Origin of the sequence: Pseudomonas abyssi, assembly GCF_002307495.1 — a bacterium.
Classification (GTDB): domain Bacteria; phylum Pseudomonadota; class Gammaproteobacteria; order Pseudomonadales; family Pseudomonadaceae; genus Halopseudomonas; species Halopseudomonas abyssi.
The window spans coordinates 1-22,816 of record NZ_NTMR01000017.1; the positions used below are offsets into that span (position 1 = coordinate 1).

Here is a 22,816-nt window from a genome sequence, read left to right on the forward strand (position 1 = left end):
CTCAGCTCAGCTGAGCTGAGCCATTGCCGGATAACTCATGTGCTACTGAGTTGCCCTCAGTTTTTTTCTTCACCCTTGCTGGTCGCGGCCAAAGCGTTGGTCAATCTGATCACTGCGGCTTGGTCAGCTTCGCTGAGCGACCGCAGGTTCTGCAGAACGGTGAACTCGGCTTCTGACATCGCATCAGTGCTGCTTGCATGCCGCTCACCAGTAAGCACAAACATCACGTCGACACCTTCCGCCGCGATAGACGACAGGTAGTCAGAGTCGGGCGATCGATTGCCCTTTTCGTAATTCGCTTGGGAGTTGCGATTAACACCACCAAGCGCCCCGAAAGCCTCTTGATTTAGCTCCAAACGGTCTCGCTCCGCCCGCAGGCGCTCGCCAACTGAACTCATTTGCGAGCATCAACCCCTTGCATACTCATAATCGTGTGCATAACTGAATCTGTGTGAACTCAATTGAATGCTTTTGAACTATGCCAAACCTCAGAACACCAGAGCAAGCACGCGAGTGGCTTGATTCACTTGGCAAAACGGTCACCGATTTTGCCGCAGAGAATCAGCTGGATCTGCACACCACCTACCAGGTGCTCGCCGGCACCAAGAAAGGCCGACGTGGCAAAGCACACCAAGCGGCTGTTGCCCTGGGCATCAAACGGGGCACGGTAGAACCCTACCCCGCTGCTGCGGTAGAGGGGTAACAGAAGATGACCCGCGAAATTCTTGAAACCCGTCGCCAGGCGGTTAGCGCCATCACCCGCGCCTACCCCGGTGGGCGTGAGGGCGCAGCTGGCCGGCTTAGCTCGCCGGCAAAGGCGAAATAGTGACGTCAAGAGCGCAACTAAAGAGCCCAACACGACGCATCCAATCTGTCACTCCGCCGTCACAATAAGCTGCAACCATCAGGCTTCCCCACGCCCGAGTGCATCATGAGCGACGCGCAACACCAGATTCACCGTCACCTCCCCGAACACGCGCAGCTTGAACAGCTGCTGCATCAGGCGGCGCGGCATCTGCGGGTCAGTACGCCGCTACATGTACCCGTCAACGGGCTGTCCATTCCGGTACGGGTGATCGAGCTGGGCAGCCGCTCACCGCGGGCGCCGGTGATCGGCTTTTTTGGCGGGGTTCATGGCGTTGAGCGCATTGGCACGCAGGTGCTGATTTCCTGGCTGCACAGCCTGGTGCATCGGCTCGACTGGGACGATCAGTTGCGCGAGCAACTGGAGCGGGTACGCCTGCTGTTTATGCCGATGATCAACCCCGGCGGCATCTGGCATCACCGGCGCAGCAATCTCAACGGCGTAGACCTGATGCGCAACGCTCCGGTGGACGCCATGGGTCCGGTGCCCTGGCTGGTCAGCGGCCACCGCATCAGCCGGCGTCTGCCCTGGTACCGAGGCAAGCTGGGCGCACCCATGGAGGCCGAGGCGATGGCGGTGGTGAATACCGTACAGCAGCGCATGCAGTCCGCCCCCTTTGCCATGAGTGTGGATTGCCACAGCGGCTTTGGCCGCCGCGACCGGCTGTGGTGCAGTTATGCCCGCAGTCACAAGCCCATCGCGCATATCGCCGAGGTGCTGCGTCTCAAACAGCTGTTCGAGCAGACCTACCCGCACCACCATCCCTATATCATCGAGCCGCAGTCGATCAACTACACCACCCACGGTGATCTCTGGGACTACCTCTACGACCACAGCCAGGAGCACCAGCCCGACAACCTGTTCCTGCCCTTTACGCTGGAGATGGGCTCTTGGCTGTGGGTGCGCAAAAACCCCCGCCAGATGCTCGACTATTTCGGTTACTTCAACCCGGTCATCAGCCACCGCAAGCGCCGTGTGCTGCGCCAGCATCTGCCGCTGTTCGAGTTTCTGACCCATGCCACCCGCTGCTGGCGCACCTGGATACCTACTCCGCAAAACCGCGATGCACTGACCAGCGAAGCTATCGAGCTGTGGTTTGTCGACAAGCCGTAACCTCCCCGTCGTCCCCCTGTCACGCACGGCTGGCATAAGGAAGCGCTGACCAACACAATCAACAGGAGCAGTAACGTGGGCGGATTCAATCGGCGGGATTTTTTGCGTGCCTCGGCTTTGGCCTTCGGCAGCATCGTGGTATCCAGTGGCTTGCAGGGCTGTCTGTCGAGCAGTTCTTCCAGTGACGACGAAACAGTGCGCGGCCTGGCCTTCGAACATGGCGTTGCCAGCGGTGATCCGTTGACCGACCGCGTGCTGCTCTGGACCCGTATCACACCGACTGACGGCAACAACGCCGACGTACAGATCGGCTGGGAAATCGCCACCGACAGCGGCTTCACCGACCTGGTCCACAGCGGCACCGCCAGCACCAATGCCGCCCGAGACTTTACCCTCAAGGTCGACGCGCAGAACCTGCTGCCGGGCACCCGCTATTACTTCCGCTTCAAGGTAGCAGGCGTGACCTCTCCCGTCGGGCACTGCAAGACCTTGCCTGCCGGTAGCATCGAGCAGGTGCGCTTTGCCGTGCTGTCGTGCTCCAACTATCCCGCCGGCCTGTTCCATGTCTATGCCGCGGCTGCGGCCGAGTCAGAACTGGACGCTGTGCTGCACCTGGGCGACTACATCTACGAATACGGCAACGGCGGCTACGCCACCGAAGATGCCGCCGCCCTGGGCCGTCTGTTACCGGAAGACAACGCCAACGAGATCCTCTCGCTGGACGACTACCGCAAGCGCTATGCCCTGTACCGCACAGACACAGACCTGCAGTCGCTGCACGCCAGCGCGCCCTTCATTGCCGTGTGGGATGACCACGAAGTCGCCAACGACACCTGGCGCGACGGTGCCGAGAACCATAATGACGGCGAAGGTGACTTTACCGAACGCAAGCTCGCGGCCCTGCAGGCCTACTTCGAGTGGATGCCGGTGCGCCCGGCCAGCGACGACGATGAAGAAACCATCTACCGCCGCTTTGACTTTGGCGACCTGGTCAGTCTGCACATGCTCGACACCCGCATCATTGGTCGCGACGAGCAGCTCGACTTTGCCGACTACATTGGTGCCGGCGGTTTTGACGCCGCGCGTTTTACCGCCGACATCAGCGATACCAGCCGCACACTGCTGGGCCTCGCGCAACTCGACTGGCTGCAGACGCAACTGGCTACCTCCACCGCCACCTGGCAGGTTCTCGGCCAGCAGATTCTGATGGGGCGTATGTTGCTGCCGGCGGAAATGCTCACCGCGCTGCAGAACCCGGGCGCAACAGACCTCACGGCCATGCTCACCGAGCTGGTGACCATCAAGTTGCGCCAGCAGGCCGGCGACCCGACGCTGACGCCAGCCGAGATAGCCCGTATCGAAACCCTGATCCCCTACAACCTGGATGCCTGGGATGGCTACGCCTATGAGCGGGAGGTCGTGCTGGGCACCGCCCGCACCCTGAACAAGAATCTGATCGTGCTGGCTGGCGACACGCACAACGCCTGGGCCAACAACCTGACCACACAGGCTGGCGATGCGGTCGGCGTGGAGTTCGCGACCGCCTCGGTCAGCTCACCGGGCCTGGAGTCGTATCTGGGCCTGAGCGAAGCGCAGATCCCGGCCGCCGAGCAAGCCATTACCACGCTGGTGGATGGTCTGCAGTACCTGAACGCCAATCAGCGTGGCTATCTGCTGGTAACCTTTACCGCCGAGGAGGCCCGTGCAGACTGGCGCTACGTAAGCACCGTCAAGGCAGCCGACTACAGCATGGACACTGCGCGAGCTCGCAGCCTGCGTACCCTGCCCGGCGCTGGCAATCGCACACTGGTGCCAACGGTCTAAAGATCAACCTTGCCGCGTAGCTGCTTGGTCTGACCGCGCTTGACCTTGCCGTCCACCCGTTTGACCTGCGAACTGCGGGTCGGACGGGTCGGGCGCCGCTTCTTCTGTACCACACCGGCAGCCAGAATCATCTCGCGCAACCGGTTGATGGCATCCTCACGGTTCATTTCCTGGGTACGGTACTGCTGCGCCTTGATCACGATGACACCCTCACTGGTGATACGCGAGTCACGCAGTGCCAGCAGCCGTTCCTTGTAGAACGGCGGCAGGCTGGAGGTGTTGATGTCAAAACGCAGATGAATCGCGCTGGACACCTTGTTGACGTTCTGTCCGCCCGCACCTTGGGCGCGAACGGCGCTCATCTCGACTTCCCAGTCGCCGAGCTGAACCTGATTGGAGATAAAAATCATGGGCGCTCCCGCGCAGAATAAGGGTGCGGAGCAGGATACGCCGCTACCGGGCCCCAGGCAAAGCCTGCCCCTGTTGCAGGAAGTTGACGATCCAGTCAAACATCAGGTCGCTGTCCAGCTCCGCGTGCAGCGATGCCTTGCCGGCGCGGACCCGCGCGGGCGGTATGCTATGCGAGCGCATGTCCATCAGGTCGCGGGAGTAGGCCTTTTCAAACTCCGGGTGCCCCTGCACGCTGAGGAAGCAATCACCGTACTGCAGCAGGTAATGCGGGCAGAAGTCACTGCTGGCGATCACCTGGGCCTGGGCTGGCAGGTCGATAACCTGATCCTGATGACTGACGATCAGGTCAAGCGAGTCCTGTGCCGGCTGCATCCAGGGCTGCGGTTCTATCACCTGGTTAAAAGATACGCCCACGCCCCAGCCACGCTCAGACTTCTGTACATGACCGCCCATGGCGCGGGCCATCAGTTGGTGGCCAAAGCAGACACCCACCAGCGGCTTTTCTTCCGCCCAGAGGCTGCGCACAAAGCCTTCCAGCTCACGAATCCAGTCAAGATCGTCGTACACGCCATGCTTGCTACCGGTGGTCAGATAGACGTCGCACTCGTGCACATCGGCAGGCAACTCGCCGCGATGGGCCTGGTATACGCGATAGTGCATCTGCGGCAGGCGCTTGCGCAGCGCCTGTTCAAACATCTGCGGATAATTGCCATGCGCGCCCAGCAGCTCATCGGCGACATCATCACATTGCAACAGCCCTACTTTCATACCCTTCCACCTGCCTCAGTCATTTTCACAGCCCGGCACCCCTTGACGGATACGCCGGGAAAACGGCACATCGCTACCCTCATCCCGCGCCCGCTCGGTAATGCGACCCCGCTGGCGCAGCTCTGCCAGCGACAACCCCTTCTGCAGCCCGCCCTGGGCGTACACGTAACTGTCCAGGTAGCCGCTGAGCAGCAAGCGAATGTCACTGCGCAGGTCCGGGCGAATCCGCTGCATCAACGCGAACACCACATTGGTGCAGTTGGCCCGCACCGTATGATAAAAGCGTGGGCGTACCGCCAGCCGGTTGGCTGCTTCGACGTAACCCAGCAGCAACTGACGGCCGGCGGCCGGCGATAGCCGGGTGCGATACAAATACATGTCTTCGCCGCGGTGATTGCTGCGCACCTTGACGATATCGGTCTCATCACTGGCGACGATGTTCAGCTCAAAGTGCTTGAAGAACCCGGCGATGGCCGAGTATTCCTGATCACGCACACGACGGATTTCGACCGACCAGCTCAGGTAACGGCCGTCGGTAAAACCAAAGGAGATCAGCATGTGGGCAATGGACCGGTGCCCCCAGAACGAGGTCAGCATATCTACCGAGCGTAAGGCTGACAGCGAGTACTCGCGGCTCTCCCAGCAGATCTGATAGTCCGTGGCGCTGCGCCAGTCAAAACAGCGCACGCGCTGCAGGCGCAGGCTGTCACCGTCCACCACGCCGGTAGTGGTATAGGCCATGTCGTCAGCCCAATCGCAGTTGCCCTTGGGCATAACACCCCGCCACCACAACAGCAACGGCGCAAAACCGGCGAGGAAACACAGGCTCGCACGCAGGGGCTCATCCCGCATGGCGAGCACCACAACCAGAGACATCAGCAACAGCCAGAGAGCAAGAGGAAGATAACGCAGAGCAAGGCGACGGGGACGGTGATACCAGAGCGCCGGCAGCGCCCACAGCGACACCAGCAGCACCACCAATACCTGCAAACACAACAGCATGACGCCTCCTCAACGGACCGCCGTTGAATACAGCGTTTCCACCAAGGCGCAGTCTACACCCTTGCACGCCGGGTGCCATCCACCAGACGGGCTATACTGCGGCTATGGGGCAAGGGGCTGGATTGCAGCCCTGCGGGGCTTACTTCCCGCTGAGGAGCCAGACAACATGAGCAGAGTCCATCTTGCCGTACTGTTGTTACCCGCCATCGCCTGCGCGCAAACCGTGCCCATTGACGACACCGACCTCGCACCCTGGGCCGTTGAGACCATCACACCGGTGCACGACCGCGTCACCCGCTGGGTCGACAGCACTGCGCGCAACCTCGACGGTTTCTTTGGCACGCTGGACAGCGACCAGGTAGAGAACGAGTCCTACCTGCGCCTGAGCAGCGACGTTGACTGGGCCGAATCTGAAGACTTTGAGATAGACCCCGGCATTCGTTTCAAGCTCGACCTGCCGACCACCCGCGAGCGCCTGCGCCTGATCATCGAGAGCGACCCGGAAGAGTCCCGCGGTACCCTGGGCGAGCAAGGCGCTGAACCCCTGCGCCCGCAAAATGACAGCCTGAGCAACACGGTCGTGGGTCTCGCCGGCCTGGGTAACGAGGACCCGTCGACGGGCTGGAAAACCCGCCTGGGTGCCGGCGTTAAAGTCCGCTGGCCGCTCAACCCGTATGCCCGCGCCAGTGCCGAACGGCTGTGGCAACTGGGCGATACCCCCTGGCAGCTGTCCAACTACAACCGTGCGTCCTGGTTTGAGGACGACGGCTATTCCGCACGCACGCAATGGGATATCGGCCGCCCGCTGGACAGCACACGACACCTGCGCTTTATCAGCCAACTGCAATGGCAAGAGGACTACGACACCCTGGAGTTCTCTCAGAGCGCGCAGATCAACCAGGTACTGGGCCACCGCAGCGCCATCCGCTATGCCGGCGTGATGGTCGGTGACAGCGCCTCCCATCCACGGATCAATGACTACTATCTGCTCGCCGACTACCGCCGTGACGTGCATCGGCAAATGCTGTACGTGGACATCGTGCCCGAGCTGCATTTCCCACGTGAATCGGACTTTCAACCGCGTTGGGCAATCAGTCTGCGCATCGAAATGCTGTTTAGGGGGCAGCTGTCGCGCTACTAGGATCTGTTGCCGTTTCGTTCGCCCGCCTGTTGCAGCCTGTAAAGCCGCCAATCAAGGAGCGAGGAGCGTAGGTTGTTCAACGCATCCCTGCGTTTCACCCCTGCGAGGCTGGCGCGCAAAAACGCTCCCGGCGTTTTTGTGGTCAGTCCACGTGAGCGACGCCAAGTGGTGGCTTTACAGGCGCAACCTCGGCGGCCCCACCCGGAGGGCCGGGGCCATTTTTAGGCCATGCTGCGTCGTCGGTCGCTTATGTAGAGCGACTAGACTGCACTCCCTCCGCCTTGCCTGGCCGGAAAATGGCCTCCGGCAGGCGGATGAACCAAACGGCAACAGACCCTAGGGAAGCATAAACTGCCGCAGCACCTATACTGCCGCGTAGGAATGGAAGCTGAAGGAACAACAACCATGACGCCAGGTACGCAGCACGGCAAAACCTTGCTTCTGTACTTTCTCGCGATCTGGCTGCCACCCGCGCTGCTGATTGCCATCGTCACCGCCTTGCTGGTCAACGATCAGCGCAAGCAGGCGATGCACGCAGCCGTCATGGAGCAGCAAGCCGAGGTACAAACCGCAGAGAAAATACTCAGCGAACGCCTGTCCGGCGTACAGACTGACATTGTCTACCTGGCAGATCAGTTGCAACAGCTAGACTCGATACCCCAGACCACAGGATTGTTCGACACTTTTCAACGCCACCACCGGCAGTACTACCAGATCCGCCTGATCGACGCGGCAGGCCAGGAACGCGTCCGGGTCGAGTGGCGCGAGGACCGCCCCCAGGCCCTGCCCCGGCAGGCACTGCAGGACAAAAGCTATCGATACTATGTACAGCAAGGCTTGCAACTGCCGCTTGGCAGCGTCTACCTGTCACCCTTTGACCTGAACGTCGAGCATGGCCAGGTCGAGACGCCACTTCGCCCCACCATTCGCGTTGTTACCAGCACCGGCAGCAACCACAGGAGGTGCTGATACCCGCCGAGGTCGCCACACGTCATGTGGCCCACCGCGAAGGCTACGCCCGCGCGGCACAGCCCAGACCCATGGGCATGGGATTGAGCCTGAGCGGGAGACGCAAGGACGGCAGCCAGTTGCCGGTCGAAATCAGCCTCAGCCCCATCAACACCGCCGAGGCCCGGCTGATTTTCTGCGCCGTGCGCGACGCCACCGAGCGCCGCGCCACCGAACGTCAGATTCGCCGCCTGAATGAAGGATTGGAGCGCCAGAATACGGAGCTGCAAGCGGTCAACAACGAGCTGGAAGCCTTCAGCTACTCCGTCTCCCATGACTTGCGCGCGCCGCTCAGGGCCATCGACGGCTTCAGCAAGATACTGCAGAGCAGCCTTGAGGGCAGTCTCAGCGAGCGCGACAGCGACTACTTCAACCGCATCCGCAAAGCCGCGCAGAACATGAGCAAGCTGATCGACGACCTGCTCACCCTGGCGCGCGTCACCCGCGCTGACGTCAAGCTGGCCAGCCTTAACCTCAGCCGTCTGGCCACCGCCGTCGCGGATCGCCTGCTGGAGAACCAGCCCGAGCGCAATGTTACCCTGCAGATAGCGCCTGACATAAAGGTGCTGGCCGACCCCGCGCTGCTGCAGGTTGCCATGGAGAACCTGTTGGGCAACGCCTTCAAGTTCACCTCCACCAAGGAAAAGGCCCTTATCGAGGTAGGCTGCATGAGCAAGGATGGCGAGACGGTGGTTTTCGTCCGTGACAACGGTGTCGGCTTTGATATGAACTATGCTGACAAATTGTTCACCCCGTTCCAGCGCTTGCACAGCGCCAGCGAATTTCCCGGCACAGGCATAGGCCTGGCCTCGATCAAACGGGTCATGAGCAAACTCGGCGGCCGTATCTGGGCAGAATCCAGCGTCGGCGAGGGCGCCACCTTCTATCTCCAATTCGCCCGTATCGGAGCAGAGCAATGAACAGACAGAGTATCCTGCTCGTCGAAGATAACCCGGACGATATCGCCCTGATGCTGCACGCCCTGAGCGACAACCAGATCGCCAACCCCGTGGTGGTTGTCGAGGATGGCGAGCAGGCCCTGCAAACCCTGTTCGGCGCAGCCGGACAAGCAGAACGTGGCGTCCCTGCGCTCATTCTGCTGGACCTCAACCTGCCCAAGCGCAATGGCCTGGAGGTACTGCGCGAGCTGCGCAACCACCCGAACACCCGTCTGGTGCCGGTGGTAATACTGACCTCCTCGCTGGAGCCCAGCGACCGCCTGAACGCCTATCAGGCCGGCGCCAACAGCTATTTGCGCAAGCCAGTGGACTTCGACGAGTTTGTTCATGTGGCACAGCAGGTCGGCAGCTACTGGCTCCGCCTCAACCAGCCAGCAGTGGACAACTGAACGGAGCGACACCATGAGTCCGGACGACCAAAGCAACCACTGGAATGTCCTCATGCTGGAGGACAACGAAGACGACGCGCTGCTGATCATCAACCACCTTGAGACCCACGGGTGCGACATCAGCTGGACGCGTATCGAAACCGAGCCTGATCTGCGCAAACATCTGGCAAACGACGAATGGGATGTCGTGCTGTCAGACTACAGCATGCCCCTGTTCGACGGCGTCAGTGCGCTGCGGGTGGTCCGCGAACTGGACCCGGACATGCCCTTCGTCTTTGTATCCGGCACCCTGGGAGAAAAGGCTGCCGTTGCGGCCATCAAGGGCGGCGCCCAGGACTACGTGGTCAAGCATGATCTCAGCCGCCTGGCGCCGGTGGTCGAACGCGCCATCGCCGACCAGGCGCTGCAAAAAAGGCATCGGCTGGCCCAGGATGTGCTTCGCAAATTGTCACAGGCGGTCGAGCAGGCCGCCGACAGCATATTTATCACCAATTGCCAGGGCGAGTTCGAGTACGTCAACCCCGCCTTCGAGAAGATGACCGGCTACCGGGCAGAAGCGATTGCCGGGCGCACGCCGTCGGTACTCAAGGCGACGCAGCAGAACCCCGCCGCCTACTCCGAGCTGTGGGAAACCGTGTTGGGCAAGCAGACCTATCGCGGCACCCTGGTCAACCGCAAGCACGATGGCGCAACCTTCTATGAAGAAAAAGTCATTACGCCGCTGGTTAACCAGGCAGGGCAAATCACCCACTTTGTCTCGACCGGTCGTGACATCAGCGACCGGGTCAAGGCGGACGAGGACCGCGCGCGTCTCAATGCCATTCTCGAGGCAACTACCGACATCGTCGCCATTGCCGATGCCACCGGCGCCGTGATCTATGTGAACAAGGCCGGTCACAGCCTGCTGGCCGAGATCAAACCGGACAGCAGTGCGACCCAGGCGGCCGGTGAACTGATCGGCAACGCACTCGGACAGGCCGAAAAGCACGGCGTCTGGGGCGCGAGTCGGTACTGTCGGGCGGTGACGGCCAGACCATATACCTGCACCAGGTGATCATGTCGCACCGTGATCAGAACGGGAACATCGCCTACTTTTCCACCATTGCCCGCAACATCAGTGAGCGCAAGCAGTTCGAGGCAGAGTTACAGCATCAGGCCACTCACGACGTGCTGACCGGCCTGGCCAACCGCGTATTGCTGGCCGAGCAACTGCAAACCGAGATGAATCGCTCGCAACGGCGCAACAGCGTGACCGCGGTGGTGTTCCTGGACATGGACAATTTCAAGCGGGTCAACGACAGCCTGGGACACGGCATCGGGGATCAGTTGCTGCAGCAGGTCAGTGTGCGACTGGGCCGACATATCCGGCCTAACGATATTCTCGCCCGCTACGGCGGCGACGAATTTGTCATTGTTGCCAGCGACCTGGAGAACGCCGATGCCATTACCGCCATCTTGGACAAACTGAACCGCGCCTTCGAACACCCCGTTCACGTCGCCAGACAGGATATCTTTGTCAGTTTCAGCGCCGGTATCGCCGTGTACCCGGATGACGGCGGTGACGCAGACACCCTGCTGCGCAACGCCGACTCGGCCATGTATCAGAGCAAGGCCGATGGTGGTCGCGCCTTTCGCTTCTATGCCCCGGCCATGAACGAGCGCCAGCAACGCTTGCTGGCCATGGAGTCAGAGTTGCATCGGGCGCTGGTGCGTAACGAGTTTGTTGTGTACTACCAGCCGCAGGCCGAGCTGGCCAGCGGCCAGGTGACGGGTGCCGAAGCACTCATCCGCTGGCGGCACCCGCAGCGTGGGCTGGTGCCGCCAGACGAGTTCATTCCGTTGCTGGAAGAAACTGGCCTGATCAATGAGGTGGGGCTATGGGTGTTGCGGCGCGCGTGCCTTGACATGACAACCTATACCCAGACCCACGGCCTGTGCCCTCGCGTCTCGGTAAACCTGTCGGCCCGGCAGTTCGCCTCTGGCGAGCTGGTGCAACAGGTCGCACAAGTGCTGGAGGAAACCGGCTTCCCGCCGGACCGGCTGGAGCTGGAAATAACCGAGCAAATTCTGATCAGCGACTTGCAGGCATCCAAGGCTATCCTCGGGGCCCTGCACGATATGGGTGTGAGCGTGGCGATTGACGACTTTGGCACCGGCTACTGTTCGCTGGCCTATCTCAAACGTCTGCCACTGCATGTATTGAAAGTAGACCGCACCTTCGTCGCGGGCCTGCCGGCCGACCACAACGACCTGGCCATCGTGGAGGCGATCATCCTGCTTGCGCACAAGCTGGATCTGCAGGTGGTTGCCGAGGGCGTAGAAACCCTCGGGCAACTCGAGACCCTGCGCTCACTGGGCTGCGACATGGTACAGGGGTACTACCTCGGCAAGCCCGCACCACTGCAAGCCCTGGCAGAGACAGGCGCTTTGGCGCACTGAGCGCCTGGGCACTCAGTCGTCGTCGCGCAGCGTACGGCACACCTCGCCAGCGTCCAGCTCGTTCAATTCTTCGCTTTCAATCGGGCCTTCCCACTGATCATGCGGCGGGTCCAATTCCGGCAATGGCAGGTGCGGCATGTTGTTTTCACCCGGATGTTTCTGATCAAACGACATGACAATCTCCTGTTAGGGGTTCACAGCCTTAGTCAAGCAGAGCGCCGGGCAGGTTCAAGCCGATTGGACGAGCGGCACGTCAGGGCCTGGCCAGCAGCCACCCCCGCCCAACCCACAGGACCTTGGGCAGACGACAAGCACAACAGCAACAATCCTGACGGAAATTTGCACAAACTTTACAATTGAGAAGCTTTCTCAAATGCTGCATAACCGCTAGGCTAGCGCCTTCGTTTTTTTACGTATGCGGCATCATGAAATTACCTTTTCGTTTCGGCACCCTGCGCCAGTGGCACTGGATCAGCTCAGCCATCTGCCTGGCTGCCCTGCTGCTGTTTTCCGTGACTGGCATAACGCTCAACCATGCGCACCAGATAGAGTCCCGGGCCAAGGTCACGGAAATCGAAGCGACCCTGCCTGCCCCGCTGCAGGCCCATTTGCAACGCCGTCCGCCGGAGGACGGCAGTCTTCCGGCCGAGCTGGCCGGCTGGCTGGAGCAAACCCTGCCGATCAAGCTGGCCGGCACCACCCCGGAGTGGGATGGCGGGGAGCTGTACATGGGCTTTCCGCGCCCCGGTGGCGACGCCTGGCTGAGCCTGGATCTGGACAGCGGCGAACTGTTGTTTGAAGACAGCGACCGGGGCTGGATCGCCTATCTGAATGACCTGCACAAGGGCCGGCACACGTCCGTTGCCTGGAGCTGGTTTATCGATCTGACCGCCGTGGCCTGTCTGCTGTTTGCCCTGACCGGACTGGTCCTGCTGTACCGCCAGGCCAGCCACCGCCGCACCACCTGGCCGCTCACCACACTGGGGCTGCTTGTCCCGATACTGATTCTGCTACTGAGCATGCATTGAGAAAGGAGACCACAATGAAACCGCACCTGGCCTTTGCCCTGAGTGCCCTGCTGGGCAGCAGTGCTCTGCAGGCCGCCGAGGCACAACTCACCGTGCAGATTCCACGTCTGGATGTCGCCGAATACCACCGCCCCTACGTCGCCATCTGGCTGGAAAACGACGCCGGTCATGTCGCCGACCTGACCGTCTGGTACGACACCGAACTGCGGGATGATGAGGGCGAGAAATGGCTGAAGGACCTGCGCCAATGGTGGCGGCGCAGTGGCCGTGGGCTGGACCTGCCTATCGACGGTATCAGCGCCGCGACTCGCCCGCCCGGTAGCCATGACCTTGCGCTGCAAGACCTGCCGGCTTTCAAGGAACTGGCCCCCGGCGACTACGAGCTGGTGGTTGAAGCAGCTCGCGAAGTGGGCGGCCGTGAACTGCTGAAGGTGCCTTTCAGCTGGCCCGTCACCAGCGCTGCCGACCTCCAGGCCCAAGGCAGCCGCGAGCTGGGCCAGGTTCGCCTGCAACTGACTCCCTGAACAACAAGGACACAACCATGAAACTGCTCAAACGACTCTCTGTACTGGCGGTTGCCGCCACCCTGCCGCTGACCGCCGATGCCCACCGCGCCTGGATGGTGCCGTCTTCCACGGTGTTGTCTGGCGAAGCACCCTGGGTCACCGTCGATGCTGCCGCCGGCAATGGCATTTTCTACTTCGACCACTTCCCCATCATGCTGGAGGGCGTTGGTACACCGCCAGCCAACAGCAATCGCCAACCCGCCCCGCTCACCATCACCGCCCCCGATGGCAGCGAGGCTGAACCGCAAAACGGCCACCTGGGCCGCCTGCGCAGCAGCTTTGATCTGCAGCTCGAGCAGAAAGGCACCTACAAGATCGCTATCGCCAACAGCGGCCGGGTCATGGGCATGTACGAGCTTAACGGCGAGCGCAAGCGGGTCATGGGCAGTCTGGATGAGATCGTCAAGCAGATTCCGGCGGACGCCGAGAAGGTCAATATCATTCGCAGCGACTCGCGCATGGAGCTGTTTGTCACCTCCGGCAACCCGACCGAAGAGGTGCTGAAGGCAACCGGCCAGGGTCTGGAGCTGCAACCCGTGACACACCCCAATGACCTCTACGCCGACGAGGCCGCCGAATTCGTCTTTCTGCTCGATGGCCAACCGGCGCCCGGGCTGGAAATCGCCCTGATCCCGGCCGGCTCCCGCTACCGCGACAGCGAGCAAGCCCGCGAACTGACCACCGACGCCGACGGCAAGGTCAGCATTGAATGGGGTCAGGCTGGCCTGTTCTGGCTGGAAGCCGAATACAAGCAGACCGAAGGTCTGGAAGCGCCGGTAACCCAGCGCCGCGCCAGTTACAGCACCACCTTTGAAGTGCTTGCACCCTGATGAGCAGCACCGCCTGGGCGCTGGCGGCCAGCCTGCTCTGGCTGGCCGCCACCTGCTACTGGCTGCGCCCGTTGTGGCGCCGCCAACAGACCACTGGCGAGCACCAGACCCTGGTGGTCTGGGCCAGCCAGACCGGTCAGGCTGAACGCCTGGGCAGACAGGCGCTGCACGCACTACAAGCCGCCGGCCAGCCGGCCGCGGGCTTGCCGCTGGGGCGTTTGACCCCAGCCCATCTTCTTGCCTGTCGACAGCTCTGGCTGGTGGCAAGCACCTACGGCGACGGCCAGGCGCCAGACAGCGCGCAGGCCTTTGAACATCGCCTGATGCCGCAAGGCCCAGCGTTACCGGAACTGAGTTTCGCTTTGCTCGGGCTGGGCGACAGCCAATACCCGCATTTCTGCGCCTTCGCCAAACGGCTGGAAAGCTGGCTGCGCGACAAAGGCGCCCAGCCCTTGCAGGACAGCATCTACCTGGATAATCAGGACCCGGACGGCCTGGTGCGCTGGCGCGCCAGCCTGGCCCAGCACACCGGCCTGCACGAACTGCCGGAGGATGACGAGCAACCATGGCAGCCCGTGACCCTGCTCAGCCGCCGCGCGCTGAACCCCGGCAGTCCAGGGCTCACCGCCTGGCACCTGAGCTTGCAGGCTGATGCTCTGGGACGATGGCAGGCTGGCGATCTGCTGGAGTTGCAGCACGCCGGGCAGCGCCGCCTGTATTCGATTGCCAATCGGGGCGATAGCAGGCAGGTGGAGCTGCTGGTCCGCCATGTCATGAAAGACGATGGCAGCCAGGGGCTGATGTCCGGCTGGCTGTGCCAGCAGGCAGCCCCCGGTAGCCTGGTCGAGGCGCGGGTGCATCACAATCCGTCATTCGCGCTACCCGACCGTCGCGCACCGGTCATTCTGATTGGCAGCGGCACGGGGCTGGCCGGCCTACGTGCTCTGCTGCAAGAACAGCTGCAGCGCGGGCAACCCACCTGGCTGCTGTTTGGTGAACGCAGCCCGGAGCATGACTGCTGGCTGGCCAATGAGCTGGATCACCTGCCAGCTGAGCAGCTATTGGTACAGCGCTGCTTCTCACGTGCGCCGACATCCGCTGCAGCGGGTTACGTACAGGACCTGCTACGCGAGCAACCAGAACGCCTGCATGACTGGATCGATCGCGGCGCCAGCATTCGCGTCTGCGGCAGCATGGCCATGGGTCAGGCGGTAGACAGCGTGCTGCAGGGGTTGCTCGGCGCCAGCGCCATCAAGCAGATGGCGGCTGACGGCCGCTACCGTCGCGACATCTACTAGGGAAGCGCTAATTAGTTCCACACGCCCTCTGCGGGTGCTCAAGCGTGCAGCAGCCCGGCCGGATGCGGCCCAGCCTGAACGCCAGAGGGCATGCGGAATCAATCAGTGCTTCCCTAACCACTCAGAGCCAATTCCAGGAAAACCCGGCGTACACGCCAAAACCTTCGCCGGGCGTCAGGCGCGCCGCCTCTACGCCGTTATCGTTGTAGCCGGGCGTCACGGTGGCCGCGTAATGCTCATCGGTCAGGTTGCGCAGCTCAAGCCATGTCTGCCAATCGCGCTTCGGCGCGTCATAACCGACAACCGCGCCGAAAATCGTGTAGGAATCCGCATTCCAGGAGTTGGCGTAGTCCACCGGCACCTTGGAGGCATACTGGGTATTCAACCCAACGTAGACGCCGGCCGGATGCTGGTAACGTACCTCACCCTGATAGTAATGCCGTGGCAGGCCGGGCAGCGCGTTGCTGCCAAAGGTGTCGTCGTCCCGGTAATGGAAGTCGCTGAAGGTATAGGCCTGACGCAGCGCCAGCGCGCCCAACTCATCGCCCTGCCACAGGGTGCTGGTCAAACCGGCTTCTATACCCTGATGCACGGTGGCGCTGGCGTTGGACTCGTACCGGTCTCCCGGCTCGATCTCAACGGTCAGCAGCTCGTGATTAACCCGCGAGTAGTACCAAGCCAAGTCCCACAAACCAACGACCGAATCGCCACGCGCGCCGACTTCAAAGGTCGTCGCAGTCTGGTTATCCAGGCTGACCGGCGTGCTTTGACGTCTACTCCAGGGCTGAGTGCTCCGATCGAACCGCGTCGGCGAGCCCCAGATCATCGACCACGGGTGCGGCGGTTCAACCGAGCGGGACAAGTTACCGTACACCTCGGTGCCGGATTCCAGCTGATAACGCAGGCCCAGGCGCGGCGCGTAATCCCAGGTGCCCTCATCCAGACGCTCATTGGTCTCCGGCCAGGTGACCTCGACCTCGCGCTGGGTGTAGATCAGTGCCAGTCCGCTGCTCAGCCACAGGCGTGGGGCCAGCTCCAGCTGGTTACTGATATGCAGCACGTTATCCGAGCCCTGATGCTCATATTTGCGCATCAGCGTGCCAACCGGGTAGACCGTGCCATTGGCGTTGAGCGGCTGGTAGGCGGTTTCCTTCGAATCGCTGCTGGGCAGATTGGTGGTCGTCCGCCAGCCGACGGTGGTATTCGAATTCAGTCCGAACAGCTGGTGCTCATGCTTATAGTTGAGCGTGGCGCTGATGTCGCTGTAATCCACCCGGATGCGGTACGGGCTTTCCATCAGGTCCATCGGGTAATGGTGATAAACCAGCCCCATCTCCAGCGTGCTGACGTCGTCCAGACGCAATGTGGTCTTGTTGGCCAGCCAGGTGCTGCCCGGCTGCTCGCGCTTGGCGTCGCGGGCAATGTTGGCCGGGTTGGCCTGGGTCGGGTCGTCGTCGATCTGCGACTGGGTCAAACGCCCCGGGCTCTGGTGTTCGGTCTCGCGATAACGCAGGTAGAAACGGGTTTCCAGATCCGGAGTCAGCTGCAGGCCGACGTTGGCGACCACACCCTTGCCACTGCCGGCGGCGTGATCCTGCTGGCCGTCGTAGTGCAGGTCGGTGATACCCACGTAATAATCCAGATCACCGATTACCTGACCGGATGCGATATGGCGCTTTAGGTAACCGTCGCTGCCCGCCTCCATGCGCAGCTGCAGACGCGGCGCATCAAAACCGCTGCGGGTGATGTAATCGACCGCCCCGCCCAGCGCCAGCGCACCGCGCTCAAAGCCGTTGGCCCCGCGCAGCACCTCCGCGCGACTGAGCCACAGCGGCTCCAGCAGCTCATAGGGCGTACCGCCCGAACCGGTCAATGGCAGGCCATCGAGCAGAATATGGTTACCGGAGGCATGGGCACCGGGGCCACGGTTGATACCCGAACCACGGATGCTGATCTTCACACCCTCGTTGCCGGGAGACTGGGCATACACGCCCGGCTGATAAGCCAGCACATCAGCGACGCCAGCGACCCGCCCCTGCTCAACCTGCTGCATATCAACCAGATTGGTACCGCCGGGCACCTCGTTCAGCGCCTCACGAGCCTTGGCGACCTCATCGTACTTCTGCCCCGCAACGGTAATCGCGTCCAGTTGGGCAACGTCATCGGCCTGGGCGAACGCGGGTGATGCCATCAGACAGGCAAGAAACAACGGCGCCAGACGTTCCGGCGGGGAGATCAGGTTGGACATGCAGTGACTCCGGCAACAGACAGGGAAAATGCGAACGGCGCATTTTACTGGTTTCCCCCGCCCGAACAACCAAGCGCCAATGCCGTACAGCGAACGTATGGTCAAGGGCGATCCGGGTGCCGATTGGTGACGGCGGCGGTGCCGCCACCTGGGGTGCATGCCACTATTCGCAAGGCGACCTTCCCCGACTACGACAGCACGGCTCCCAAGCCTGATCAGAAGCTGTAACGCGCCGCCATCCCCAGCGTCATCGGCGCACCCACATCAAGCAGGTTGTCGCTCTGGTTGTTGGTGATGTAACGCTCGTCGAACAGGTTGCGCACATAACCACTGACCGTCAGATCGCCTATCGGATATTCCGCATTCAGATTGACCAGCACCACGCTGTCGTTGTGGCGCTCGCCCGTCACCTCACGCGCCGCGTTGGTGTTGAAGTTGGAAATGCTCTTGCCCTGGTAGACCGTATCCACACCCAGCATCAGCCCATTGCCGAAGGTGTAGTTGGCGCCGAGGTTAGCCATGGTCTTGGGCGCGAAGACAAACTCGCGGCCGCTGAGGTCGACGCCGTCGCGGACAAAGTCCTCGTACTTGGTGTCGTTGTAGGCAAATCCCGCGTTGAGCAGCCACTGGGCGTTGAGCAGATACTCGGCCGACAGCTCCAGGCCGATCATACGGCTGCTGGCCGCGTTGGCCACCTGCACGGTGTTGTCACTGAGGTTGAGGAAGGACACCTGCTGGTCCTTCCAGTCGGTGTGATAAAGATTGGCGCTGGTGCGCAGACGGCGATCCAGCCAGCTGGCGCGCCAGGCCAGTTCAAAGGTGCTGGTGAACTCGGGGTCGTAGCTGTCATGCGCCGCCCGGGTGCGGACGTTGACACCGCCGCTGCGATAACCGCGTTGCCAGGTCAGGCCAATCAGCTGGGTGTCGGACAGGTCATGGCTGATGCCGATCTTGGGCAGCAAGACACTGGAGCTGAGCTTTTCATCAGCCACCGGATCGGTGGCAATGCCCAAGGCATCTACCGGGTAGACGATCTCGGTGTGGTTCTTCTCATGGTCCCACCGCAGGCCGGAGATCAGCTCCCAGTCCTCGACGAAGCGCCAGTTCACTTCGGTGAACAGCGCCTGACTGTTGATGGTGGTATCGCCCTGCTGATCCAGCAGCACGGTACCGTTGTTGACCAGTTGGTCGTCGATCTTGCCGCTGGAGCGCCCCAGATACAGGCCGACCAGTCCATCCAGTTGATCGGACGAGTAGCCCAAACGCAGCTCCTGGCTGGCCAGGCTTTGTTCGTGGTGGCGCGGTGATATCTGAGTAACGGTCGGCAACCGGTCAAAATCCAGCACCGAGTGATACTCGGACCAAGTGCCTGAGGTGACGCTGGTCAGCACCAGGCTGTCGGACAGGTCGTAGTCCAGTCGGGCCGTTGCGGTGGTCTGCTCCAGCGTGTTGTGGGTCTCGGTATTTTCGTAAAGCTTGAAATAGTCCGGCTTGCCGGCCGTCGCAGCCACGGCGTTAACGCCACTGCGCTGCTCGGTGCGCGCCAGCGTCAGCAGCAGCTCGGCCTCATCTGACGGCAGAATCAGCAACTTGCCGCGCACATTGCTGGTACGCAGCAGGTTGGCGTCCTTGTTCAGCGTAGCATTGTCGATGTAACCGTCCTGGGTCTGGTAATCAACGGCGATACGGCCGGCCATTACGCCATCAACCAGCGCGCCATTGGCCATCGCGGACGCGCCCTGCTCGCCGTAGTTGCCGACGTTGCCGCGCACGGCGAACTCCGGATCAAAATGCGGATTGCGCGTCTGCATGACGATGGCACCGGCCAGCGAGTTGCGCCCCTGCGTGGTGGACTGCGCCCCACGGTAGATCTCTATCTGCTCCACATCCCAAAGCGGCAGCGGGTTAAGTGTCAGCAGCCGGTTTACCTGCAGGGCGTCGTCCACATACACCGAGACGGCACCATTCATCGCCGCCGGGCCTTGATCGTCAAAGCCGGTGACCGGAATACCGCGGATGCCCCAGTTCTCGTTGCCCGACTGGGCATACACACCGGACGTGCGCTCAAACACGCTCTGCAGGTCAACGTCGCCGTGATCGCGCAAATCGTCAGCCGTCACCACCGCGACACTGGAGAGTGTGCGCTCGGCGGTACGCTCTATCTTCTCGCCGGTAACCACGATCGAGTCCAGATACAGAGTCTGCACCTGCTCGTCATCAGCTGCAGCAGCTGACGTCGCCGTGATCGCGCCCAAGGTAACCGCTACCGCCAGGCTGGTACGCGTGAACTGCTTCATCCGCGCATGACTCCTTTCCTGAACATGACTGACGACACGGCCAATTCGGTGGGTGCAAAATATTATCAATTGCAATCGTATTTGCAAGATTTACTTGCTGGCCGCCCGCCGCCAGCAAGCCCATGATGGCGCGATCTGCACTTGTTCAGCGGGATCGTGCTAGCGACACTGGGCGCTGTCCATCGCGCCCAGGTCTCCCCCTCATGCCACAACCAGCGCCGTCCGCCTCCGCCGAGCACTTCGAGAAGGTCCTCAAGGGTCTGCGTGCCTGTGTGCCGAGCGATCCGCTGGAGGCCGCGCTAGTACGCCATCAGCTGCGCGGCATGTCTGCCAGAGAGCGGGTTCCGCTGGTAGCAATCCGGCAGCTGGTAGAGGAGCTGGCCCAGCAGCAGCAAGACCCATGGCTGCTGGTACGCGCGTTCAGTCATCTGGATTATTCGGCTGCGTTTTTGGCGACAACCTACCTGGGCAACGCGCGCACCCTGCGCGATGCTATCCAGCTGAGCCAGCGCTATCTGGACCAGAACAGTGGTCTCGCCACCCTGTCGCTTGAACAAAGCGGGCCGTTGGCGAGCATCATCGTCACCCCCAATGCCCAGGTGAGTGCGAGCGATCAGCAGTTGGTTGCCATGCTGTATGGCGTGCTGCGCACGTGCCAGGGGCTCGGTTTACAGCAGGCGTCGGCCGGCATCGCCGCCATGCCGGAGCAGGCGCTTGCAGCATGCCGCCAGCTGCTGCGCATACCAGTCACGCGGCTGGACGGTGCCCTGCGGGTGGAGCTGCACTTTCCGGCGCTGGAGCTGGCGCGCGCACTGAACGCCAACCAGCCAAACATCGCGCGACTGGCCAGACGAGAGCGCCAACTGATTCGCAACCGCGCCAACCACCGTTGGAGTGAATCCGTTCAGCTGCTGCTCGGCGCGCTGTTGCCACGAGGCGAAACGCGCCTGTCGCGCTGCGCCAGTCTGCTGGCCGTGGCGCCCCGCACATTGCAACGACACCTGACCGCAGAGCAGCAACCGTTCAACGAGCTGCTCAGCACCGTTCGCCGGCAACTCTGCCTGGAGTACCTGCGCGACGGGCATCGCGACGACACCCTGGCGTTGCTGCTGGGCTACCGCCAAACCAGCCAGTTTTACCGTCAGTTTCGCCTGTGGTTCGACTGCTCACCGAGCCAGCTGCGCACCCGCCTTGCACCTGAAACACCCACAACAACCACAACAAGAGGACGCATCCATGCGCCGCCGCACCCTGCTCCCTACCCTGCTCCTGCCCTTGGCTCTCACCGCGAACGCTGCTGAGTACACGCTCGACGAACGCCTGGCCCGCAGCGCCGAGGCAATCCAGCCAAAAGCCATCGCCTGGCGCCACGACATCCACCAGCATCCTGAGTTGGGTAATCAGGAGCACCGCACTGCTGCGCTGGTCGCCGAACACTTGCGCCATTTGGGGATGGAGGTAGAAACCGGCGTTGGCACCACTGGCGTCGTCGGCTTGTTGAAAGGCGGTAGACCCGGCCCGGTCGTCGCCCTGCGCGCCGACATGGATGCCCTACCCGTACTGGAGGCCACCGGCCTGCCCTTCGCGTCCCAAGTCCGTCAACAGTACCAGGGCGAAGAGCGTCCGGTGATGCACGCCTGTGGCCACGACGCCCACGTCGCCATCCTGATGGCTACCGCCGAGGTGCTGGCGGGCCTGAAGGACGAGCTCCCGGGGAGCGTGAAGTTTATCTTCCAACCTGCCGAGGAAGGTCCCAGCGACTACGTCTACGATGGCCAACGGCACTTTGGCGCGCGGCAGCTGGTTGAGGCTGGCGTGATGGAGAACCCAGACGTTGCTGCGGTGTTTGGCCTGCACGTGACTGCCTCCATGCCAACCGGGCTGATCGGTTATCGCAGTGGGCCGGTGATGGCCAGTTCGGGTGATCTGCATATCCGCGTGCAGGGCAAACAGACCCACGGTGCCCAGCCCTGGGACGGGGTCGACCCGATCGTTACCAGCGCCCAGATCATCAACGGCTTGCAGACCATCGTCAGTCGACAGACCAACATCATGCCGGCACCGGCTGTGGTCACCATCGGCACCATCAACGGCGGCAGCCGTCACAACATCATTCCGGATGAAGTCGTCATGACCGGTACCGTGCGCACCTTCGGCGACCAGGTGCAGCAGCAGGTCAACGAGCGAATAGAGCGCACTGCCAGGGGCATTGCCGAGGCTGCGGGTGCCAGCGCCGATGTAAGGATCGTGGATAACTACCTCACCACCACCAACCACCCGACGCTGACCGAGCAAATGGTGCCGACCCTGCAGCGGGCGGCGCATGAACGCGTGGTGGTTTCACCGATGGTGACGGGCTCAGAGGACTTTTCCTACTACGCCAATGAAGCGCCGGGCCTGTTCGTGTTTCTCGGGGTGACCCCGATGGCCCGGATGGGCAAGGCAGCGCCCAATCATGCTCCAGGCTTCATCATCGACGATGCCGCCCTGCTGACCGGCGTCAGAACACTGAGCATGCTGGCCAGCGATTACCTGCAGCAGGCCCGCTCTGCGGAGTGAACGGCAACGTCCCGGCACCGCGCTAGCGGCGCCGGGCAAAGTGACGACGCGTATCGCCTGATCGAATGGCC

General features: G+C 62.1%; 22 protein-coding genes. 15 read left to right on the forward strand and 7 right to left on the reverse strand.

Going from position 1 to position 22,816, the window contains the following annotated elements; translation table 11 throughout:
• Nucleotides 1-56 precede the first annotated feature (56 nt).
• On the reverse strand, nt 57-398 hold the full coding sequence (locus CNQ84_RS13310) for a helix-turn-helix domain-containing protein (protein ID WP_096005346.1): 342 nt from the start codon (nt 396-398) through the stop codon (nt 57-59).
• An 80-nt stretch (nt 399-478) separates the two neighbouring features.
• On the opposite strand from CNQ84_RS13310, the gene CNQ84_RS13315 reads away from it, so the two are divergent.
• From CNQ84_RS13315 to CNQ84_RS13325, 3 genes are all read left to right on the forward strand, one after another.
• Nucleotides 479-703, forward strand: a complete 225-nt coding sequence (locus CNQ84_RS13315; protein ID WP_096005347.1) for a DNA-binding protein — start codon at nt 479-481, stop codon at nt 701-703.
• A 228-nt stretch (nt 704-931) separates the two neighbouring features.
• Nucleotides 932-1,978: a DUF2817 domain-containing protein gene (locus CNQ84_RS13320; protein WP_096005348.1), complete on the forward strand. Its 1,047-nt coding sequence runs from the start codon at nt 932-934 to the stop codon at nt 1,976-1,978.
• A gap of 75 nt (nt 1,979-2,053) precedes the next feature.
• Nucleotides 2,054-3,802: an alkaline phosphatase D family protein gene (locus tag CNQ84_RS13325; protein ID WP_096005349.1), complete on the forward strand. Its 1,749-nt coding sequence runs from the start codon at nt 2,054-2,056 to the stop codon at nt 3,800-3,802.
• On the opposite strand, the gene arfB is transcribed toward CNQ84_RS13325, so the two are convergent.
• The 3 genes from arfB to CNQ84_RS13340 are packed head-to-tail and all read right to left on the reverse strand — an operon-like array spanning nt 3,799 to nt 5,983.
• Nucleotides 3,799-4,212: an alternative ribosome rescue aminoacyl-tRNA hydrolase ArfB gene (gene arfB / locus CNQ84_RS13330; RefSeq protein ID WP_096005350.1), complete on the reverse strand. Its 414-nt coding sequence runs from the start codon at nt 4,210-4,212 to the stop codon at nt 3,799-3,801. The genes CNQ84_RS13325 and arfB overlap by 4 nt on opposite strands.
• A 43-nt stretch (nt 4,213-4,255) precedes the next feature.
• Nucleotides 4,256-4,981 (reverse strand): glutamine amidotransferase-related protein, encoded by a 726-nt coding sequence (locus CNQ84_RS13335; protein WP_096005351.1) that lies wholly within the window; start codon nt 4,979-4,981, stop codon nt 4,256-4,258.
• A 15-nt stretch (nt 4,982-4,996) separates the two neighbouring features.
• Complete coding sequence (locus CNQ84_RS13340) at nt 4,997-5,983, reverse strand: Lnb N-terminal periplasmic domain-containing protein (protein ID WP_096005352.1); 987 nt, start codon at nt 5,981-5,983, stop codon at nt 4,997-4,999.
• Nucleotides 5,984-6,149: 166 nt separating this feature from the next.
• Here CNQ84_RS13340 and CNQ84_RS13345 point away from each other — a divergent pair, with 166 nt between their 5' ends.
• The 6 genes from CNQ84_RS13345 to CNQ84_RS13370 all read left to right on the forward strand — a co-directional run bounded on the left by CNQ84_RS13345 (nt 6,150) and on the right by CNQ84_RS13370 (nt 11,919).
• A complete protein-coding gene (locus CNQ84_RS13345; protein WP_096005353.1) occupies nt 6,150-7,124 on the forward strand; it encodes a hypothetical protein in 975 nt (324 codons plus the stop codon).
• A gap of 405 nt (nt 7,125-7,529) precedes the next feature.
• Nucleotides 7,530-8,093, forward strand: a complete 564-nt coding sequence (locus CNQ84_RS13350) for a hypothetical protein (protein ID WP_096005354.1) — start codon at nt 7,530-7,532, stop codon at nt 8,091-8,093.
• Nucleotides 8,087-9,052 carry a sensor histidine kinase gene (locus tag CNQ84_RS13355; RefSeq protein WP_096005355.1) on the forward strand — a complete coding sequence of 322 codons (966 nt, stop codon included), beginning with the start codon at nt 8,087-8,089 and terminating at the stop codon, nt 9,050-9,052. The genes CNQ84_RS13350 and CNQ84_RS13355 overlap by 7 nt, the downstream gene beginning before the upstream one ends.
• Nucleotides 9,049-9,480 (forward strand): response regulator, encoded by a 432-nt coding sequence (locus CNQ84_RS13360; protein ID WP_096005356.1) that lies wholly within the window; start codon nt 9,049-9,051, stop codon nt 9,478-9,480. Before CNQ84_RS13355 ends, CNQ84_RS13360 begins: the two co-directional genes overlap by 4 nt.
• A 13-nt stretch (nt 9,481-9,493) precedes the next feature.
• Nucleotides 9,494-10,534, forward strand: a complete 1,041-nt coding sequence (locus tag CNQ84_RS13365) for a PAS domain-containing response regulator (RefSeq protein WP_165771294.1) — start codon at nt 9,494-9,496, stop codon at nt 10,532-10,534.
• A 2-nt stretch (nt 10,535-10,536) separates the two neighbouring features.
• On the forward strand, nt 10,537-11,919 hold the full coding sequence (locus CNQ84_RS13370) for a putative bifunctional diguanylate cyclase/phosphodiesterase (RefSeq protein WP_096005358.1): 1,383 nt from the start codon (nt 10,537-10,539) through the stop codon (nt 11,917-11,919).
• Between the two features lie 12 nt (nt 11,920-11,931).
• Here the strand turns inward: CNQ84_RS13370 and CNQ84_RS20510 are convergent, their stop codons facing one another.
• Nucleotides 11,932-12,093: a hypothetical protein gene (locus tag CNQ84_RS20510; protein ID WP_165771295.1), complete on the reverse strand. Its 162-nt coding sequence runs from the start codon at nt 12,091-12,093 to the stop codon at nt 11,932-11,934.
• Between the two features lie 251 nt (nt 12,094-12,344).
• Here CNQ84_RS20510 and CNQ84_RS13375 point away from each other — a divergent pair, with 251 nt between their 5' ends.
• Genes CNQ84_RS13375 through CNQ84_RS13390 form a run of 4 tightly spaced genes read left to right on the forward strand, consistent with a single transcriptional unit; the run spans nt 12,345 to nt 15,641 of the window.
• Nucleotides 12,345-12,947, forward strand: coding sequence for a PepSY-associated TM helix domain-containing protein (locus CNQ84_RS13375; protein ID WP_096005359.1), 603 nt, complete (start codon nt 12,345-12,347; stop codon nt 12,945-12,947).
• A gap of 14 nt (nt 12,948-12,961) precedes the next feature.
• The gene (locus CNQ84_RS13380; protein ID WP_096005360.1) at nt 12,962-13,471 is read left to right on the forward strand and encodes a DUF2271 domain-containing protein; all 510 of its coding nucleotides are present in this window, start codon (nt 12,962-12,964) and stop codon (nt 13,469-13,471) included.
• Nucleotides 13,472-13,488: 17 nt separating this feature from the next.
• Entirely contained in the window at nt 13,489-14,343 is an 855-nt protein-coding gene (locus tag CNQ84_RS13385; RefSeq protein WP_096005361.1) for a DUF4198 domain-containing protein, read from the forward strand.
• Entirely contained in the window at nt 14,343-15,641 is a 1,299-nt protein-coding gene (locus CNQ84_RS13390; RefSeq protein WP_096005362.1) for an NADPH cytochrome P450 oxidoreductase family protein, read from the forward strand. The genes CNQ84_RS13385 and CNQ84_RS13390 overlap by 1 nt, the downstream gene beginning before the upstream one ends.
• Before the next feature lie 121 nt (nt 15,642-15,762).
• Here the strand turns inward: CNQ84_RS13390 and CNQ84_RS13395 are convergent, their stop codons facing one another.
• Together CNQ84_RS13395 and CNQ84_RS13400 are read right to left on the reverse strand one after the other, a co-directional pair.
• Entirely contained in the window at nt 15,763-17,889 is a 2,127-nt protein-coding gene (locus CNQ84_RS13395) for a TonB-dependent receptor family protein (protein ID WP_096005363.1), read from the reverse strand.
• A gap of 215 nt (nt 17,890-18,104) precedes the next feature.
• Complete coding sequence (locus CNQ84_RS13400) at nt 18,105-20,186, reverse strand: TonB-dependent receptor (RefSeq protein WP_096005364.1); 2,082 nt, start codon at nt 20,184-20,186, stop codon at nt 18,105-18,107.
• A 203-nt stretch (nt 20,187-20,389) separates the two neighbouring features.
• Here CNQ84_RS13400 and CNQ84_RS13405 point away from each other — a divergent pair, with 203 nt between their 5' ends.
• Together CNQ84_RS13405 and CNQ84_RS13410 are read left to right on the forward strand one after the other, a co-directional pair.
• Nucleotides 20,390-21,487, forward strand: a complete 1,098-nt coding sequence (locus tag CNQ84_RS13405; protein WP_165771296.1) for a helix-turn-helix domain-containing protein — start codon at nt 20,390-20,392, stop codon at nt 21,485-21,487.
• Nucleotides 21,423-22,745, forward strand: coding sequence for an amidohydrolase (locus CNQ84_RS13410; protein WP_096005366.1), 1,323 nt, complete (start codon nt 21,423-21,425; stop codon nt 22,743-22,745). Before CNQ84_RS13405 ends, CNQ84_RS13410 begins: the two co-directional genes overlap by 65 nt.
• The last annotated feature ends 71 nt before the right edge of the window (nt 22,746-22,816 follow it).

What these genes read in the sequence shown, in the direction of transcription:
- CNQ84_RS13310 (WP_096005346.1), bottom strand. Translation starts at nt 398, where the DNA reads ATGAGTTCAGTTGGCGAGCGCCTGCGGGCGGAGCGAGACCGTTTGGAG.
- CNQ84_RS13315 (WP_096005347.1), top strand. Translation starts at nt 479, where the DNA reads ATGCCAAACCTCAGAACACCAGAGCAAGCACGCGAGTGGCTTGATTCA.
- CNQ84_RS13320 (WP_096005348.1), top strand. Translation starts at nt 932, where the DNA reads ATGAGCGACGCGCAACACCAGATTCACCGTCACCTCCCCGAACACGCG.
- arfB (WP_096005350.1), bottom strand. Translation starts at nt 4,212, where the DNA reads ATGATTTTTATCTCCAATCAGGTTCAGCTCGGCGACTGGGAAGTCGAG.
- CNQ84_RS13335 (WP_096005351.1), bottom strand. Translation starts at nt 4,981, where the DNA reads ATGAAAGTAGGGCTGTTGCAATGTGATGATGTCGCCGATGAGCTGCTG.
- CNQ84_RS13340 (WP_096005352.1), bottom strand. Translation starts at nt 5,983, where the DNA reads ATGCTGTTGTGTTTGCAGGTATTGGTGGTGCTGCTGGTGTCGCTGTGG.
- CNQ84_RS13345 (WP_096005353.1), top strand. Translation starts at nt 6,150, where the DNA reads ATGAGCAGAGTCCATCTTGCCGTACTGTTGTTACCCGCCATCGCCTGC.
- CNQ84_RS13350 (WP_096005354.1), top strand. Translation starts at nt 7,530, where the DNA reads ATGACGCCAGGTACGCAGCACGGCAAAACCTTGCTTCTGTACTTTCTC.
- CNQ84_RS13360 (WP_096005356.1), top strand. Translation starts at nt 9,049, where the DNA reads ATGAACAGACAGAGTATCCTGCTCGTCGAAGATAACCCGGACGATATC.
- CNQ84_RS13365 (WP_165771294.1), top strand. Translation starts at nt 9,494, where the DNA reads ATGAGTCCGGACGACCAAAGCAACCACTGGAATGTCCTCATGCTGGAG.
- CNQ84_RS13370 (WP_096005358.1), top strand. Translation starts at nt 10,537, where the DNA reads ATGTCGCACCGTGATCAGAACGGGAACATCGCCTACTTTTCCACCATT.
- CNQ84_RS20510 (WP_165771295.1), bottom strand. Translation starts at nt 12,093, where the DNA reads ATGTCGTTTGATCAGAAACATCCGGGTGAAAACAACATGCCGCACCTG.
- CNQ84_RS13375 (WP_096005359.1), top strand. Translation starts at nt 12,345, where the DNA reads ATGAAATTACCTTTTCGTTTCGGCACCCTGCGCCAGTGGCACTGGATC.
- CNQ84_RS13380 (WP_096005360.1), top strand. Translation starts at nt 12,962, where the DNA reads ATGAAACCGCACCTGGCCTTTGCCCTGAGTGCCCTGCTGGGCAGCAGT.
- CNQ84_RS13385 (WP_096005361.1), top strand. Translation starts at nt 13,489, where the DNA reads ATGAAACTGCTCAAACGACTCTCTGTACTGGCGGTTGCCGCCACCCTG.
- CNQ84_RS13390 (WP_096005362.1), top strand. Translation starts at nt 14,343, where the DNA reads ATGAGCAGCACCGCCTGGGCGCTGGCGGCCAGCCTGCTCTGGCTGGCC.
- CNQ84_RS13395 (WP_096005363.1), bottom strand. Translation starts at nt 17,889, where the DNA reads ATGTCCAACCTGATCTCCCCGCCGGAACGTCTGGCGCCGTTGTTTCTT.
- CNQ84_RS13400 (WP_096005364.1), bottom strand. Translation starts at nt 20,186, where the DNA reads ATGAAGCAGTTCACGCGTACCAGCCTGGCGGTAGCGGTTACCTTGGGC.
- CNQ84_RS13405 (WP_165771296.1), top strand. Translation starts at nt 20,390, where the DNA reads ATGCCACAACCAGCGCCGTCCGCCTCCGCCGAGCACTTCGAGAAGGTC.
- CNQ84_RS13410 (WP_096005366.1), top strand. Translation starts at nt 21,423, where the DNA reads ATGCGCCGCCGCACCCTGCTCCCTACCCTGCTCCTGCCCTTGGCTCTC.